The sequence below is a fragment of the Streptomyces sp. NPDC088194 genome, assembly GCF_040702025.1.
In the GTDB taxonomy this organism is placed as follows: domain Bacteria; phylum Actinomycetota; class Actinomycetes; order Streptomycetales; family Streptomycetaceae; genus Actinacidiphila.
Map to the genome: position 1 here is coordinate 38,886 of NZ_JBFBIV010000010.1, position 14,546 is coordinate 53,431.

A 14,546-nucleotide genomic window follows, 5' to 3' on the forward strand; every position below is an offset into this window, starting at 1 on the left:
GTCCCGGACGCGGGTGCCGCGATCTCGGGGCCGCCGTGGTCCGCGCGCCTTCCTCGACGCCTTCCGTGGGCTCGGCGCGGGTGACGCCGGTGAGGTCGGGGCGAACTGACCTGCGGCGGCGTCGTGTTCGGGCCGGTCCCGGACGCGGGTGCCGCGATCTCGGGGCCGCCGTGGTCCGCGCGCCTTCCTCGACGCCTTCCGTGGGCTCGGCGCGGGTGACGCCGGTGAGGCCGGGGCGAACTGACCTGCGGCGGCGCCGTGTTCGGGCCTCGTTCCGGACGAGGGTGCCGCGACCTCGGGGCCGCCGTGGTCCCCGGCCGTCAGTCGCCCGGGTCCGTCAAGTCCTCCGGCGCCTCCGGCGCCTCCGCAGCCGCCGCGCGGCGCCGGGGGAGGCGGTGCGCCGCGACCGGCCGGCCGGCCAGGAGGTGCTCGGTCACGATCGTCCCGGCCGCGGCCGGGTCCACGTGCCCGTACCAGACGTCGTCCGGCTGCACGCTGAGCACGGGGGCCTGGTTGCAGGGGAACTGGCAGCCGGTCTGCACCACGAGGACGTCGTCGTCGCCGAGGCCGTGCTCGCCCAGCCCGCCCACCAGGGCACGCAGCGTCGCGTCCGCGCCCTTCGCTGTGCAGCGCGGCCCGCGGCACACCAGGACCTGGTGCCGGTGGCCGGTCACCTCCTCCCACGCCGTGGAGGTCAGGCCGGGCTCCTCGCCGGTGATCGGCCGGACCGAGGACGCGACGGCGTCCACGGCGTCCAGCCCCTCCGCGAGCCGGGTGGCGACCAGGACGTCCGGGCGGCGCCCGCCGTGCTCGCGCCACCAGTGGGCGGCGACCCGGCGCAGCCAGGACGGGCCGGGGCCGGTGTCGCCGCACCGGACACCGACCAGCACGACCGTTTCGGCCCCCGCGTCGGCCAGCCGGGCCAGTTCGGCCGACAAGGACGGCTCGCCCTGCTGGAGGAACGCGATCGTCGCCCCGGACCGGCGGGCCCGGTCCAGCAGTTCGGCCCGGCGGCCGGCCTCCAGCACGGACATGCCGACCAGGACCAGGGCGCTGCCGTCACCGTTCACGACGTGGACTCCTCACGCAGCACGCCGTTCCACCGGACGTGCGGCCGGTCGTGGCGGGGGTGCCGTTCCACCGTCGCGTCCACCCCGTAGACGCGGCCGATCAGCTCCGCGGTCAGCACCTCGGCCACCGGTCCGTGGGCGACCAGCCGGCCGTTGAGCAGGACAGCGACCTCGTCGCAGTAGGCGGCGGCGAGTTCGAGGTCGTGCAGTGCCGCGACCGTGGTGACACCCAGCCCGCGCACCGTCTGGAGGAAGCCCAACTGGTGCCGCAGGTCGAGGTGGTTGGTGGGCTCGTCCAGGAGCAGCACCTCGGGCTGCTGCGCCAGGGCCCGCGCGAGCTGGACCCGCTGGCGCTCGCCGCCGGACAGGGACGACCAGCTCCGGTCGAGCAGGCCGCCGACGGCCGCCGCGGTCGCGGCGGCGGCCACCGCGCCGCGCTCGCGGGCCGCCGCCGCGCCCGGCGGCACCGGCCACCGGCCGCGGTGCGGGGTCCGGCCCAGCTCGATCACCTGACGGGCCGTCAGTGGCAGCCCGGTGTCGGCCTGCTGCTCCATGAACGCCAGCCGCCGCGCCCTGTGGCGGGCCGGCAGCGCGTACAGGTCCCCGCCGTCCAGCAGGACGCGGCCCTCGTCGGGCCGGCGAAGGCCCGCCAGGGCCCGCAGCAGCGTGGTCTTGCCGGCGCCGTTGGGTCCGAGCAGCCCGGTCAGCCGGCCGGGGGAGAAGCCGAGGCCCACGTCCGACAGCAGGGTGGCGGCGCCGGCCCGTACCGCGATTCCCTCGCAGCGCAGCGCGACCGGCCGCCCCGCGGTCACGCCCGTCCTCCCGCCGCGGCGCCGCGCCCTTGCCGCCACAGCAGCCACCCGAAGAACGGCGCGCCGAGCCCGGCGGTGACCACGCCGACCGGGATCTCCCGGTCGGGGAGCACCGACCGCGCCACGACGTCGCTGCCGACCAGCAGCGCGGCGCCCAGCAGCGCGGACACCGGCACCAGGACGGTGTGCCGCGGCCCGCACAGCAGGCGGACGACGTGCGGCACGACCAGGCCGACGAACCCGATGACCCCGGTCTCGGCCACCAGGCACGCGGTCATCAGCGCGGCGGTGCCCACCAGCAGCCAGCGGACGCGTTCCACCGGGACCCCGAAGGAGCGGGCCGCGGTCTCCCCGAAGGCGAACGCGTCCAGGTCCCGGGCCGCCGCGATCATGAACGCCGTGCCGGCGACGGCGACCGCGGCCAGGAACAGCGCGGTGTGCCAGCGCACCCCGGCCACCGAGCCCAGCGTCCACTCCATGACGCCCCGGGCAGCGTCCCGGTCCCCGAGCACCAGCACCACGAACGAGGTGTAGGCGGCGCACATCTGCCCCACCGCGATGCCGGCCAGGACGGTCCTGCTGCCCGGCAGCGCCCACGAACCCGCGCCGGCCAGGGCCATGACCACGGCGGCGGCGAGCAGCGCGCCGGCGAAGGCGGCCGCCGGCAGCGCGAGGGCCGCAGCCGCGCCGGAGGCGCCGACGCCCAGCACCAGCACGGTGACCGCGCCGACCGCGGCACCGTCGGAGATGCCGAGCAGGTACGGGTCGGCGAGGTCGTTGCCGGTCAGCGTCTGGAGGACGGCGCCGCAGACCGCGAGCCCGGCGCCGGTGGCGGCGGCGCCGACCACGCGCGGCAGCCGCAACTGCCAGACGATCTGGTCGTCCAGCAGCGTGACGTGGTGGTCGCCCATGCCCAGCCGGCGCAGCACGACGTCGGCCACCACCCGCGGCGGTTCGTGCACCGAGCCGACGGCGAGGCCGAGCAGGCACATCGCCAGCAGCGCGGCGGCGGCAACGGCGAGGGCCACCGCCGCGCGCCCCGGTCCCGCCGCGCGCCCCGATCCCGCCGAGCGCTCGTTGAGCGGTTCGGTCGGGGGGTCGGCCGGGCGTTCGGTGGGCGGGTCGGCCGCCGTCACGACGCGGGGTGCAGCTTGGCCAGTCCCGCCGAGACTTGGGCCGCGCCGTCGGCCAGGAGCACGCCCGGCGTCGACTCCGAGAACGGTACGACGACGAACGCCCGCTTGCGGACGGCCGTCAGCCGGCTCAGCACGGGGTCGTGCTCCAGGTAGGCGATCTTCGACTTCGCGGTGTCCCAACCGGCGTCCGCGAGGACGATCGCGTCCGGGTTCGCGGCGGCCACCTTCTCCCAGCTGACGCTCTGCCAGCCGCCCGGCAGCGAGCCGAAGACGTTGTGCGCGCCGACGGCGTCGAGGATGAGCTGCGGTCCGCCGTGGCCGGCGCCGACGAAGGGGGTCTTGGTGTCGGAGTCGTACCAGAGCACGTTCAGGCCCCTGCCCGCGCCCTGGGCGGCCAGGCCGGCCAGCGTCTTCTTCTGCTGCTGCTCGATGGCGGTGGCCCGCGCGGTCACCCCGAAGACCTTGGCGACGTCCGTGAGCTCGCCCCAGACCGCCGCGAAGGACGCGGCCGGCACCTGCTTGCTGTCGGCGCAGCCGAACGGCGACAGGTAGGAGGGGATGTGCTCGGCATCCAGTTCGGCCCGGGTGCCGGCGACCTTGCCGGTGAAGGCGCTGGCGTAGGAGGCGTAGAGGAAGTCGGGGTGCGCCGCGAGCAGCTTCTCCTTGGTCGGGTACTCCTTGCTCAGCACCGGCACGGAGTCGTAGGCCGCTTTCCACCGGGCCGGGATCGTGTCGTCGAGGTAGGCGGTGCCCGCCATCCGCGTCTGGAGGCCCAGGGCCAGCGCGACTTCGGTGGCGCCCTCGTTGAGGGTGACCAGGCGCTTCGGGGGTGTGGACACGGCCGTGGCGGCGCCGCAACTGCGCACGGTCACCGCGGCGGGGTGGCCGGACCCGGTGGCGGTGGCGGGGCCCTTCGCGGCGGGTGCTCCCGTGCAGGCGCCCAGGGCGCCGAGGGCGAGCAGGGCCGTGGCGGAGGCGGCGAGCCGGGCGGCGCGGGCCCGGCGCGGGCGCGGGGCGCGGTCGGGTCTCGGGCGCGCCCGCCGGCGTATGAGCTGATCGTTGCGGTGGAACGGGTGCAGCGCGCTGGTCGGCACGTGTTCTCCAAACCCTCGTGGAAGATGTCGCGCCGTGGCCGGTCTCCTGGCTTCCACGTCAACGCTCCGCGGCCGACCTTCCCAGGCGACCCGTCTCGGTCCCGCCCAGTGGCCCCGACCGTCTGCACGGTCGGCGAGGGCCGCGCAACTCCGCGGCTACAGTGGCGAGGGCCGCACCGGCTTCTCCACCGGTTTCCCGTGCACCACGGCAAGCGCACGCTACCAAACGCGACAACCCGCCCGACCAGCCGGAGGGTCCCAGGTCAGCGGGACGGGCGGTCGGGCATCGGCCCGGCGGTGGCCTCGACGCGCCGAGGCCCGGCGCCCGCACCGGAAACCGGCCGTCCGGCGGGACCCGGCTTCGCCGTCGCCCGCGCGCTCGCCGCCCAGAGCCACCCCGTCGTACGCACCGCCCGCGGCCGCGACGCGGCGCAACGGCCCGCGGCCGAGCCACGGAGGGACGGACACGCCCGCCCGGCCCAGGGCCCGGACCTGTTCGACCCCCGCCGGTACGGCGACAAGCGGCCCACCACCCCGCCATGACCTTCGGCCGCCGCGACACCCTGGTCGACAATCGCCGGCGCCCTGCCGAACGTCCGGGCACTGTCCGCGCCGGACGCGTACACGGACGCGTACACGGACGCGTACACGGAGCCGTACACGGACGCGGTGCACACCCCGCTGGACGTCGCCCCGCGCTCATCCCGCCCGGCGCAGACGCGTCGGGGCCGGACGCGAGCGAACGCGTCCGGCCCCGACGAGAACTGACGGAACGTCAGCCCGGGATGATCGAGAACGATCCGCCGTTGAGGGCGGTCTCGGTGTACGGGCCGCTGTCGATGGCCTGCGGGTTGTAGGCGTCGAACGACTGGCCGTCGACGGTGATGCCGCTGAAGTCCTGCTCGTTGAAGGACGGGTAGCTGCCGGTGGGCGACTCGATCACGGCCTCGGCGCTCGCGTCGGACGCGTTGAGCGAGGACTGCGTGGTCTTCGACCAGCCCTTGGTGGTGTCGGCCAGCTTCAGGCTGTAGGAGCCGCCGCCGTTGTCGACCACGCTGGCGGTGAACACGTCGCCGGCGTCCACCGGTTCGTTGTAGTACACCGGCGAGGCCGGGTACATCTCGTACCAGCCCGAGTACTCGGGGCCGCCGCTGGAGCAGTCCACCTGGACGCCGGTCTGCTCGACGGTCTGCGAGCCGTAGCCGTCGATGCCTATCCACGGCGCGTACAGGTCGTTCGAGGAGTTGCAGGTGACCTGGGGCATCGTCCACGAGCCGGAGATGCTGCTGAACGAGCCCTGGGCGATGTAGCCGCCCCAGTTGCTGTCGCCGGAGAAGCCGTGCAGCGGCTGGGCGAAGTGGTGGGCGCCGAACTCGACGCTGGGGGCGGCGGCGCTGGCGGGTCCGGCGAGGGAGGCGCAGGACAGGGCGAGCAGCGCGGCGGCGGCGGCCCTGGTGGGGGCTGCGGTGCGGAACTTGTGCATCCGGTGAACTCCAAAGGTGTGGGAGTTGCGAGGGTGGTGGGGGGAGTCGGCCTGCCGTCCGTGGCCCGTCTGGTTGTGGGGGAGGCTGGCCGACCAGGCCGGTGTAGTGATGCTGGCGCCGGGGGCGGGGGGCGTGGAAGGCCCCGGCTGTTACCGGATGGCGCAATGGCGTGAACATGACAACACTCGGAGTGGTGACAGACCTCGGCGGTGAAACCGCTTGGCCCCGGCGGGAGTTCGGGCCCGGAACGGCCCGGGGGCGGACGCCGGCCGCCCGCGGCCTGGAGGCCGCGGGCGGGTGGGAGTCACGGATGTGACGGCCGGTCAGCGGTAGTAGCAGCCGCTGTCGAGGTCCTCGATCAGGGTGGGGCCGTCGGGCGTCCAGCCGAGCAGCGTCCGGGTGGCGTCGCTGCCCGCGGCCATGTCCGTTCCGTAGAACTTGGTGAGCCAGCCGAAGTGCTCGGCTGCTTCGCCGGCCGGGACGGAGACGACGGGCAGGCCCAGGCCCCGTCCGACCGCTTCGGCGATCCGCCGGGTCGGGATGCCGGTCTCGGCGGCGGCGTGCAGGGTGGTGCCGGCCGGCACCTGCCGGTCGAGGGCGAGCCGTACGACGCGGGCCGCGTCGCCGCGGTGGACCGCCGCCCAGCGGTGGGTGCCGTCGCCGATGTAGGCAGAGACGCCCTTGGCCCGCGCGGTGGCCACGAGCGCGGCCAGGAAGCCGGGGTCGCCGGCGCCGTGCACGGTGGGGGCGAACCGGGCGACGACCGTGCCGACCCCGCGGTCCGCGTACTCCAGCGCGAGGTTCTCGCTGCCGCCGCGCAGGGAGTCGACGCCGTGGAACGGCGATCCGTCCTGCTCGGTCGCGACCCGGCCCGGGGTGAGGAAGGCCAGGCCGGAGGCGAGGACGAAGGGCCGGCCGGTGCCGGCGAGGGCGTCGGCCACGGCCTGTACGGTGCCGCGCTCGGTCTTGTTGGTGCCCGCCTGGTCGGCGAAGTCGTGCTTGTTGGCGAGGTGGACGACGGCCTCGGCCGCGGTGGCCGCGGCGCGGATGCCGTCCAGGTCGTCGAGGTCGCCCCGGACCACCCGGACGCCCCTGGCGTCGAGCGTGGCGGCGGAGGCGTCCGAGCGGGCGAGGCCGGTGATCTCGTGTCCGGCGTCGAGCAGTTCGCCGACGACGGCCGTGCCGATCCATCCGGTCGCTCCGGTGACGAATACGCGCATGTCGTTCTTCCTTCGGGTAGGTCCGCGGCGTGCTGCCGCGGGTCGGTGCTGCGGGCGGCCCGTGCGGGGCGCGCGCCGTGGAAACGTGGGGACGCAGGAACGGGGGAGTGGGCGAACGCGGCGGTCGGGGCGGGTAGGGCATGGCCCCAGCTCAGCGCCGCACCCCCGGGCGGCCCGTGCGGCGGTCACCGCGGCCGGACAGCAGCGACTGCAGGACGACGAGCCCGCCGAGGACGAGCACGCTCACGCCGATCACCCGCAGCCCCGCGTCCGCGCCCGAGACGAAGGCCGCGACGACGTCGTGGGCGCGGTCGGGCGGTGCGGTGGCGAGCGCCTGCGCCACGGTGTGCGGATGCCCGCCGGCGCGGATGTCCGCGGGGAGCGCGGCGCTGAACCGCGCGGTGAGCACCGTGCCGATCACGGCGACCCCGAGCGCGCTGCCGAACTCGCGGGTGGTGGCTTGCAGTCCGGCGCCCACCCCGGCCTGGGCCGGCGGCAGCGCACCGGCGATCGCGCCGGAGAGCGTCGGCAGCGCCAGCGTCACCCCGACCCCGGTCACCAGGAGCCAGCCGGCATAGGCGGCGTACGGCGTGCGCGCATCGCTCGTGGACAGCCCGAGCAACCCGCCGCCGACGCACGCGAAGGCGAGCGCGAGGGTGGCGTCGAGGCCGATCCGCCGCGCCAGGTGGCCGACCCGCCGTGCGGCGAGGACCATCGGGACGGTCAGCGGGATGATGCCCAGGCCGGTCCGCAGCACGCCGAACCCCTTGCCGTACTGGAGGAACGACGCGTTGACGTAGAACAGCGCGAACATGCCGAAGAACACGGCCACCATGCCCAGGCAGGCGCTGCGCAGGGCCGGGACGCGCAGCAGCCGCGGGTCGAGCAGCGGGTGCTCGGCCCTCAGTCCGACGAGCGTCCACACCGTGAACAGCCCGGCGGAGCAGGCGAATCCGGCGACGACGAGCGGGCTGCCCCAGCCCTCCTCCGGCCCCTGCACGATGCCGAGCAGCAGGGCGACCGACGCGGCGACGAGCAGGGCCGCGCCGAGCGGGTCGAGCCGGCGGTCGTGGCGCGGCGAGACGGGCGCGGCGCGGGCCGCGAGCGCGGCGAGCAGCAGCGCGATCGGGACGGCCGCGGCGAACAGCCAGCGCCACGACCCACCCGACAGGACGGCGCCGCCGCCGACGTTGCCGACGACCCCGCCGATCCCGGTCATTGACGCCCAGGTGGCGATGGTCGCCCCCTTGCGCTCGGCGGGCACCGCGTGCAGCAGGACGGCGAGCGTGTTGGGCAGCACGGCGGCGGCGCCGACCCCCGTGACCGCCCGGCCCGCGAGCAGCAGGGGCACGTCCGGCGCCACCGCGGAGACCAGCGCGCCCGCCGCGAACAGCGCCAGCCCCGCGAGCAGGACGCCCTTGCGCCCGAAGCGGTCGCCCGCGGCCCCACCGGGGATCACCAGGCAGGCGAAGACGACCACGTAGGTGTCGACGATCCAGATCAGCGCCGACGCGGACGGGTGCAACCCGCTCGCGGCCAGCGGCGGGACGGCGAGGTTGATCGCGGCGACCATGCCGACGACGAGGACGACGCAGGCACACATGACCGCTGTCAGGCCGCGCCGCGCGGCGGGACCGGACGACCGGTCGCCGGAGGCCGGCGCGTGCCGGCGGATCGTTTCGTTGCTGGGCATGGCGGCGACGCTACGGAAGCCGCGGCCCTCCGTGCCACGCAACTTTCACAAGAAGATGTTGCGTAGACTGCAAACCATGTCCGAGCGGCTCGATCTGAACCTGCTGCGCGTGTTCGACGCGCTGCTCCAGGAGGGCAGCGTCACCGCGGCCTCCGAACGCCTGCACCTGTCCATCCCGGCGACCAGCCGGGCGCTGGGCCGGCTGCGGCGGGCGATGGACGACCCGATCCTGGTGCGGGCCGGCCGGGGGATGGCGCCGACGCCCTTCGCGCTGCGTACCGCGCCGCGGGTGCGGTCGCTGCTCGACGAGGCGTCGGCGCTGATCAGCGGCGACCGCGAGGTCCCGATCGCCGAACTCGAACGCACCTTCACGATCCGGATCAACGACGGCGTGGCCGCGACCCTCGCGGCCGCGGTGGTCGACGCCACGTCCGCGGTCGCCCCTGGCGTGATCCTGCGCTTCGTCGGCGAGGGCAGCGAGAGCGTCGAGGCCCTGCGTGACGGCTCGGTCGACCTGGACATCGGCGTCGGCGACGTGGCGGCCCCCGACATCCGCGCGGCCGTGCTCTACCGCGAACGGCTGGTCGGCATCGTCCGCGCCGACAGCCCGCTGGGCCGCAACCGGCGTCCTACCCTCGCGCAGTTGTGCCGGCATCCCCACGTCTCGGCGTCCCGCCGGGGGCGCACCCGCGGGCCGCTCGACGACGCGCTCGACGCCGCAGGACTGCGCCGGCACGTGGCCGCCGTCGTGCCCACCTTCGCGGTCGCCTCGCTGCTCGTCGCGTCGAGCGGCTACGTCGGACTCGTCCCGCAACGCCTCGCCGAGCAGTACGGCCGGGCCCTCGGCATCCGCTGGTTCCCGCTCCCCGCGGACCTGCCCGAGCTCGACGTACGGCTCCTCTGGCACGCCCGCCTCGACTCCGACCCGGCTCAGCGCTGGCTGCGCGAGACCATCCGCACCGCCCTGAAATGACCGCCGGCCAAAGGCGGATGGGCGCGGTCGAGGACGCGCGCGGGCCAATTCGGGCGTGGTGGAGCCGTGTTAGGGTGCGGGGAATTTTTTCGCCGGACGGATGAGGTGGACGAATCGTGCGGCCTGCTGGAGACTCCGCGAACGACGTGGGCGAAACGGCGAAAGCGGAGTTGGGGCGGCGGATCATCGATGTCGCGCTCCTGCGTGGCGAGTTCGTGCTCAGCTCGGGAGAGAAGAGCGGCTTCTACTTCGACAAGTACCTTTTCGAGACCCGGCCCGAACTCCTCAGCCGCGTCGCCGACTTCCTGGCCGAGCGGGTACCGGAGGGCGTCGATGTGCTCGCGGGGCCCGAACTGGGCGGCGTCGCCCTCGCCACGGCGCTGTCGCTGCGCACCGGGCTGCCGTTCGTGATCGTGCGCAAGCGCTCGAAGGGCTACGGCACCGGGCGCCTCATCGAGGGCAGGCTGGCGCCGGCGGACCGGGTGCTGATCGTCGAGGACGTGGTGAGCACGGGCGCGGAGTCGATCCGTTCCGCCCGCACGGTCGCGGAGTGCGGTGCCACGGTGGTCGGCGTGCTCGCCGTGCTCGACCGCGAGCAGGGCGGCGCGTGGAACGTGGCGGACGCGGGATTCGCGTTCAACGCGGTGTACCGGCGCGGCGAACTCGCCATGTGACGGTGCGCGGGTGGCGGTGCGCGGGTGGCGGTGTACGGGTGGCGGTGTACGCGTGGAAGTGCGCCGAGGTGCCTGCCCGCGGCTGCGCAGGTGGCGGTGGGTAGGTGACGGCGCGTAGGTGACGGCGCGGGGAATCGCCCGGGAATCTCCCGGGAACCGCCGGTGCGTATGCTGTCGTCCCCTGGGGTAATTGAAGGTCGCAACCACATGTGTTTGCTGTTGCTTGGGGGAGCAATGTTGCGAATTCACTTCAGTCCTGCCGATCTTGCCCGGTTACGGGTGGCCAGGACCCCCGACCCGCTGTGGGAGACCCTGCTCGGCCTCCACCAGTTGATCGGGCGGGACCGCACTCCTCTGGTCTACGCGCGTTGGCGGGCCCGGGCGCGCACGGAGATCACCCGGCGCGGGCTCGCGCCGACGGCCCGGCTGCTGGCGATGCTGGCCCCGCCCGGCGCACCCTACTTCCCGGACTTCCTCAACCCCGTCGAGGCGGCCGACGGGCTCGCCGAGGGCATCGACGCGCTGCGCCGTACCCCACGCGGCCGGCTGCGCGCCGAGACCGCCGCGCTCGCGCGGACCTGCCCGCCGCCGGCCGCGGCGGCCGGGTGGCTGCGCGGGCTGGCCCTGGGGGAGCAGGACCGGCTGGATGAGATCGCGGACGCCTTCCGCGGTGTCCACGACGCGGTGATCGCACCCGACTGGACCGGTGTGGCGGAGGGCGTCGCGGCGGACCGCGCCGGCCGCGCCCGGGCCGTGTTCGACGGCGGGGCGCACGAGTTGCTGCGCGCGCTGAAGCCGGTCGGGCGGTGGGAGCCGCCCGTGCTGCACCTGACCTACCCGGAGGACCGCGACCTGCACTTACACGGCCGGGGTCTGTACCTGATCCCGTCGTGGTTCTGCTGGCGCACCCCGGTGGCGATGGCCGACGCCGACCTGCCGCCGGTGCTGGTCCACCCGGTCGAGCACACCCTGCGCGCCGGTCCCGGCGTGGGCCGCGCGCACCACGCCGACGCGCTGGCCCGCCTGCTCGGGGTCACCCGCGCCCGGGCCCTCGGCGCGCTGCTGGCCCCCGCGACCAACGGCGAACTCGCCTGCCGCCTGGAGACCTCCGCGGCCTCCGCCAGCAAGCACGCGAAGGCGCTGCGCGAGGCCGGGCTCGTCGTCAGCCGCCGCGAGGGCGGCAACGTCATCCACGCGGTCACGCCGCTCGGCGCGGCCATCCTCGACGGGGCGCTGCCGCGCGCCGCGCACTGACACCTGGTGCCGGGTGCCGCGCGCCACTCCTGCCGCGCGCTGCTCGCCCACCGTCCCACCGAGCGCTGCTCGCCGACCTCCCGCCGGCCTCCGCGTCAACGCCCCTGCGCCGGCGGCTCCCGCGGATACTCCTTGCCCAGGCGCGCGGCGTTGGCGACGCGGCGGGCGAGCACGGCGTCCTTGCCCGCGGCCATCTCCCGTAGCGCGGACCTGCGTTCGCGCGCGGCGAGCCGGTCGAGGTAGAGGTGGCCGTGCAGATGGTCGGTCTCGTGCTGGAGGCAGCGGGCGAAGTAGCCGCGCCCCTCGACCGTGAGAGGGGCGCCGTCCTTGTCGCGCCCGCGCACCACCGCGCGGTCCGGCCGGGCGAGCGGCACATACGGCCCCGGTACCGACAGGCAGCCCTCCGGCTCCTCCACGAGCCGGCGGCGCGCGGCCGGCACCTCGTCCAGCACCGGGTTGAGGATGTGCCCGACGTGCCGCACTCCCCACTCGTCGGTGATGTCCCAGACGAACAGCCGCAGGTCCACGCCGACTTGGTTGGCCGCGATGGCCGCGCCGACGGCGACGTGGTTGGTGGCGAACATGTCGTCGACCAGCCGGGCCAGGACCGCGCCGCCGAATTCCACGACCTCGCGGCAGGGCCGCGCCAGCACCTCCTCGCCGACGACGGTGATACGACGCACCGTGCCGCGCTCGACCTCGGGAGCGACACGCGGATACGAGGCGACCGGCCGGCCCTGGACCCGTACGCGTGCCCGTGCCTGCTCCCGTGCCTGCTCCCGCGCGGATGCGCCGCCCCCGAGCCCAACTGCCATGGCCGCCAACGCCCTTCACGTCCCGCCCGACCGAATCCTTTGCAAAGTAGCACGCTTTGCAAAGCGTCGTGGCCGCTCTTCCGCAAGGTGCGACGTCTGGTGAGTCCTCTTGAGCCGCCCCCGCGCTCGTACGGCCACGGCGACGTGGCCGGCGGCTCGCGGTGACCCGAGGGGGAAGGGCGCGCGGACCGGGGCAGCCGGAGGGGCGGGCCGACGCGTCAGCCCTGTTCGCCGGTGCCCGGAGGCGGCGGCAGCGTCGGGTGGTCGGGGATCGGATACAGGCCGACGGCGAACCCGTGGACCGTCTCACCGGAACGCGGCAGCGTGTCGAACTCGTGGATCACCTGCTCGACGCGCTCCCAGAACTCGGCCGCCCGCTCCTCCGAGATCCGGGCCCGCCGGATGAACCCGCGCAACTGCCCGAGCTCGTAGGCCGCGGCCGATTCCTTCGCCGCCACCTCGAAATCGTTGAAGTCGGGCGGCAGCGGGCCGTCGGCCGTCTGCCGGCCGAGGCCGACGAAGAACATCCGGGCGGTGCGGCCGTAGTAGCGCTCGTCGATCGCCCGGACCCGGCGGGTCCGTACCACGCGCAGCAGACCGGCTTTGGCCAGGACTCCGACGTGATGCGCGACGGTGCTCTTCGGTCGCTTGACCGCGGCGGCGAGCTCGGTGACGGTCGCGGCGCGCTCGTGCAGCAGGCCGAGGATGGTGGTGCGCAGGGGGTCGCTGATGGCCCGCACCTGCGCGGCGGTGGTGAGCTCGATCGTCTCGTCGAGGTCGTAGTCGGGAGTGTTGCTCGCCATGGTCCGATGAGACTAGCATCGCCGATCGTTCGAGAAATTTGGATCGTTCACCAGTCGAAAGCAGGCAAGCCATGGCCGAGGTCGTGCTGTTCCACCACGCCCAGGGGCTGACGCCCGGAGTCGAGGCGTTCGCGGCCGAACTCCGCCGGGCAGGCCACACCGTCCACGTGCCGGACCTCTACGAGGGGCATACCTTCGACACCCTGGAACAGGGCGTCGGTTACGCGAGCCGGACGGGGTTCGGCGCCGTCTTGGAACGCGGCGTCGCCGCTGCCGCGCCGCTCGGCGGCGAGGTGGTCTACGCGGGCTTCTCCCTCGGCGTCATGCCGGCCCAGCGCCTGGCCCAGACCCGCGCCGGGGCGAAGGGTGCTCTGCTGATCAGTGCTTGCCTCCCGGTGTCCGAGTTCGGCGAGGCATGGCCGGCCGACGTCCCGGTCCAGGTGCACGGGATGGACGGCGACCCGTTCTTCGCCGACGAGGGCGACCTCGACGCCGCCAAGGAGCTGACCGCCGCCACCGAGCGTGCCGAGTTGTTCCTCTACCCCGGCAAGCAGCACCTGTTCGCGGACTCCTCGCTGCCGTCCTACGACCAGGCCGCGGCCGAGTCGCTCACCCAGCGTGTCATCGAGTTCCTCGACGGCCTGCGGTAGGCGGGGTCCGCGTCGCGGGCATCCGTCGTTCAGCGGCGGGTCACGGGGTGCCGGCGCGGACGGCCGTGGTCGCCAGAGTGGTGTAGCGCATCGTGAAACCGCCACCCAGGGCGTCGATGGCGTGGCCGACCGCGCCCAGGATCTCGGCCAGTTGGTCGGGGCGGAGCCGGGTGAGGCCGCCGGTGGTGGGGAGCAGGTCCAGCCACTGGTCGCGCGTGTAGGGCCGCTCCCAGTCGAACCGCCAGTGTTCCGGGTCGTCGAACCGCCCGGTCCCGCGGATGGTGTCGGCGATCTTGGCGTACCCCGCCTGGTACACCTCCAGCGGGCGTCGCGCCGGTTGGGTGCTGAACGGGGAGTCCGGCGCCACCCTGCGGTAGGCGGCGGCGAACGGCTCGGCCACCTCGGCGGGCGGCTCGAAGACGTGCCCGAAGATCGCCAGGAGCCCTTGCGGACGCAGGACTTGGGCCGCCTTCGCGGCGCCGGCGGCCGGGTCCACCCAGTGCCACGACTGGGCGGCGATCAACGCGTCGAACGCCCGGCCGGCCGGCTCCCAGGCTTCGAAGGCCGCCACCTCGACCGGCAGGCCGCGGGTCTGGGCGAAGCCGGCCATCCGCGCGTCCGGCTCGACCCCGAGCACGGTGCAGCCGGCCGCCTGGAACTGGCGGGCCGCGATGCCCGTGCCGCAGCCGATGTCGAGCACGTCGGGCCCCGGGCTCCCGGCGGCGATCCGCGCCACCAGGTCGTCGGGGTAGGGCGGCCGGGCCTGGTCGTACCGTCGCGGGTCCGTGCCGAAGGACTCGGCCATCTGCCGAGCCTGGTACAGCGGGGCCGGTTCCGGTTGCTCTCGCGGTAGAGTGGGCATGCGTTC

General features: G+C 74.8%; 14 protein-coding genes and 1 riboswitch. Of the genes, 4 read left to right on the forward strand and 10 right to left on the reverse strand.

Translation table 11 applies throughout. From position 1 onward, the window contains the following. Window positions 1-320 precede the first annotated feature (320 nt). The 7 genes from AB0399_RS07610 to AB0399_RS07640 form a co-directional block, all read right to left on the reverse strand. Window positions 321-1,070 (reverse strand): (2Fe-2S) ferredoxin domain-containing protein, encoded by a 750-nt coding sequence (locus AB0399_RS07610; protein ID WP_366410585.1) that lies wholly within the window; start codon window positions 1,068-1,070, stop codon window positions 321-323. Next, the gene (locus AB0399_RS07615) at window positions 1,067-1,882 is read right to left on the reverse strand and encodes an ABC transporter ATP-binding protein (RefSeq protein ID WP_366410586.1); all 816 of its coding nucleotides are present in this window, start codon (window positions 1,880-1,882) and stop codon (window positions 1,067-1,069) included. Before AB0399_RS07615 ends, AB0399_RS07610 begins: the two co-directional genes overlap by 4 nt. Then, complete coding sequence (locus tag AB0399_RS07620; protein ID WP_366410587.1) at window positions 1,879-3,018, reverse strand: iron chelate uptake ABC transporter family permease subunit; 1,140 nt, start codon at window positions 3,016-3,018, stop codon at window positions 1,879-1,881. The genes AB0399_RS07615 and AB0399_RS07620 overlap by 4 nt, the downstream gene beginning before the upstream one ends. Further along, entirely contained in the window at window positions 3,015-4,112 is a 1,098-nt protein-coding gene (locus tag AB0399_RS07625; RefSeq protein WP_366410588.1) for an ABC transporter substrate-binding protein, read from the reverse strand. Before AB0399_RS07625 ends, AB0399_RS07620 begins: the two co-directional genes overlap by 4 nt. Before the next feature lie 18 nt (window positions 4,113-4,130). Then, a riboswitch (cobalamin riboswitch) is annotated at window positions 4,131-4,351 on the reverse strand. Window positions 4,352-4,887: 536 nt separating this feature from the next. Further along, a complete protein-coding gene (locus tag AB0399_RS07630; RefSeq protein ID WP_329370954.1) occupies window positions 4,888-5,595 on the reverse strand; it encodes a G1 family glutamic endopeptidase in 708 nt (235 codons plus the stop codon). Window positions 5,596-5,919: 324 nt separating this feature from the next. Beyond that, complete coding sequence (locus AB0399_RS07635) at window positions 5,920-6,816, reverse strand: SDR family oxidoreductase (protein WP_366410589.1); 897 nt, start codon at window positions 6,814-6,816, stop codon at window positions 5,920-5,922. Between the two features lie 151 nt (window positions 6,817-6,967). Next, complete coding sequence (locus AB0399_RS07640; RefSeq protein WP_366410590.1) at window positions 6,968-8,509, reverse strand: MFS transporter; 1,542 nt, start codon at window positions 8,507-8,509, stop codon at window positions 6,968-6,970. A 76-nt stretch (window positions 8,510-8,585) separates the two neighbouring features. Here AB0399_RS07640 and AB0399_RS07645 point away from each other — a divergent pair, with 76 nt between their 5' ends. The 3 genes from AB0399_RS07645 to AB0399_RS07655 all read left to right on the forward strand — a co-directional run bounded on the left by AB0399_RS07645 (window position 8,586) and on the right by AB0399_RS07655 (window position 11,410). Next, window positions 8,586-9,482, forward strand: a complete 897-nt coding sequence (locus AB0399_RS07645) for a LysR family transcriptional regulator (RefSeq protein WP_366410591.1) — start codon at window positions 8,586-8,588, stop codon at window positions 9,480-9,482. A 116-nt stretch (window positions 9,483-9,598) separates the two neighbouring features. Beyond that, window positions 9,599-10,156: an orotate phosphoribosyltransferase gene (pyrE, locus tag AB0399_RS07650; RefSeq protein WP_366410592.1), complete on the forward strand. Its 558-nt coding sequence runs from the start codon at window positions 9,599-9,601 to the stop codon at window positions 10,154-10,156. Window positions 10,157-10,390: 234 nt separating this feature from the next. After that, window positions 10,391-11,410: a transcriptional regulator gene (locus tag AB0399_RS07655; protein WP_329370968.1), complete on the forward strand. Its 1,020-nt coding sequence runs from the start codon at window positions 10,391-10,393 to the stop codon at window positions 11,408-11,410. A 95-nt stretch (window positions 11,411-11,505) separates the two neighbouring features. Here AB0399_RS07655 and AB0399_RS07660 read toward each other — a convergent pair whose 3' ends face one another. Both AB0399_RS07660 and AB0399_RS07665 read right to left on the reverse strand, forming a co-directional pair. Further along, window positions 11,506-12,225 carry a peptide deformylase gene (locus AB0399_RS07660; RefSeq protein ID WP_366410593.1) on the reverse strand — a complete coding sequence of 240 codons (720 nt, stop codon included), beginning with the start codon at window positions 12,223-12,225 and terminating at the stop codon, window positions 11,506-11,508. A 218-nt stretch (window positions 12,226-12,443) separates the two neighbouring features. After that, on the reverse strand, window positions 12,444-13,028 hold the full coding sequence (locus AB0399_RS07665) for a winged helix-turn-helix domain-containing protein (protein ID WP_366410594.1): 585 nt from the start codon (window positions 13,026-13,028) through the stop codon (window positions 12,444-12,446). A gap of 71 nt (window positions 13,029-13,099) precedes the next feature. Between AB0399_RS07665 and AB0399_RS07670 the strand changes: the two genes are divergently transcribed. Further along, on the forward strand, window positions 13,100-13,678 hold the full coding sequence (locus tag AB0399_RS07670) for a dienelactone hydrolase family protein (RefSeq protein WP_366410595.1): 579 nt from the start codon (window positions 13,100-13,102) through the stop codon (window positions 13,676-13,678). Between the two features lie 40 nt (window positions 13,679-13,718). Here AB0399_RS07670 and AB0399_RS07675 read toward each other — a convergent pair whose 3' ends face one another. Beyond that, window positions 13,719-14,540, reverse strand: a complete 822-nt coding sequence (locus AB0399_RS07675) for a class I SAM-dependent methyltransferase (protein WP_366410596.1) — start codon at window positions 14,538-14,540, stop codon at window positions 13,719-13,721. Window positions 14,541-14,546 lie beyond the last annotated feature (6 nt).

Bases quoted from the DNA above. Each gene is read 5' to 3' on its own strand.
- AB0399_RS07630 (WP_329370954.1), bottom strand. From the start codon at position 5,595: ATGCACAAGTTCCGCACCGCAGCCCCCACCAGGGCCGCCGCCGCCGCG.
- AB0399_RS07635 (WP_366410589.1), bottom strand. From the start codon at position 6,816: ATGCGCGTATTCGTCACCGGAGCGACCGGATGGATCGGCACGGCCGTC.
- AB0399_RS07640 (WP_366410590.1), bottom strand. From the start codon at position 8,509: ATGCCCAGCAACGAAACGATCCGCCGGCACGCGCCGGCCTCCGGCGAC.
- AB0399_RS07645 (WP_366410591.1), top strand. From the start codon at position 8,586: ATGTCCGAGCGGCTCGATCTGAACCTGCTGCGCGTGTTCGACGCGCTG.
- AB0399_RS07655 (WP_329370968.1), top strand. From the start codon at position 10,391: ATGTTGCGAATTCACTTCAGTCCTGCCGATCTTGCCCGGTTACGGGTG.
- AB0399_RS07660 (WP_366410593.1), bottom strand. From the start codon at position 12,225: ATGGCAGTTGGGCTCGGGGGCGGCGCATCCGCGCGGGAGCAGGCACGG.
- AB0399_RS07665 (WP_366410594.1), bottom strand. From the start codon at position 13,028: ATGGCGAGCAACACTCCCGACTACGACCTCGACGAGACGATCGAGCTC.
- AB0399_RS07670 (WP_366410595.1), top strand. From the start codon at position 13,100: ATGGCCGAGGTCGTGCTGTTCCACCACGCCCAGGGGCTGACGCCCGGA.
- AB0399_RS07675 (WP_366410596.1), bottom strand. From the start codon at position 14,540: ATGCCCACTCTACCGCGAGAGCAACCGGAACCGGCCCCGCTGTACCAG.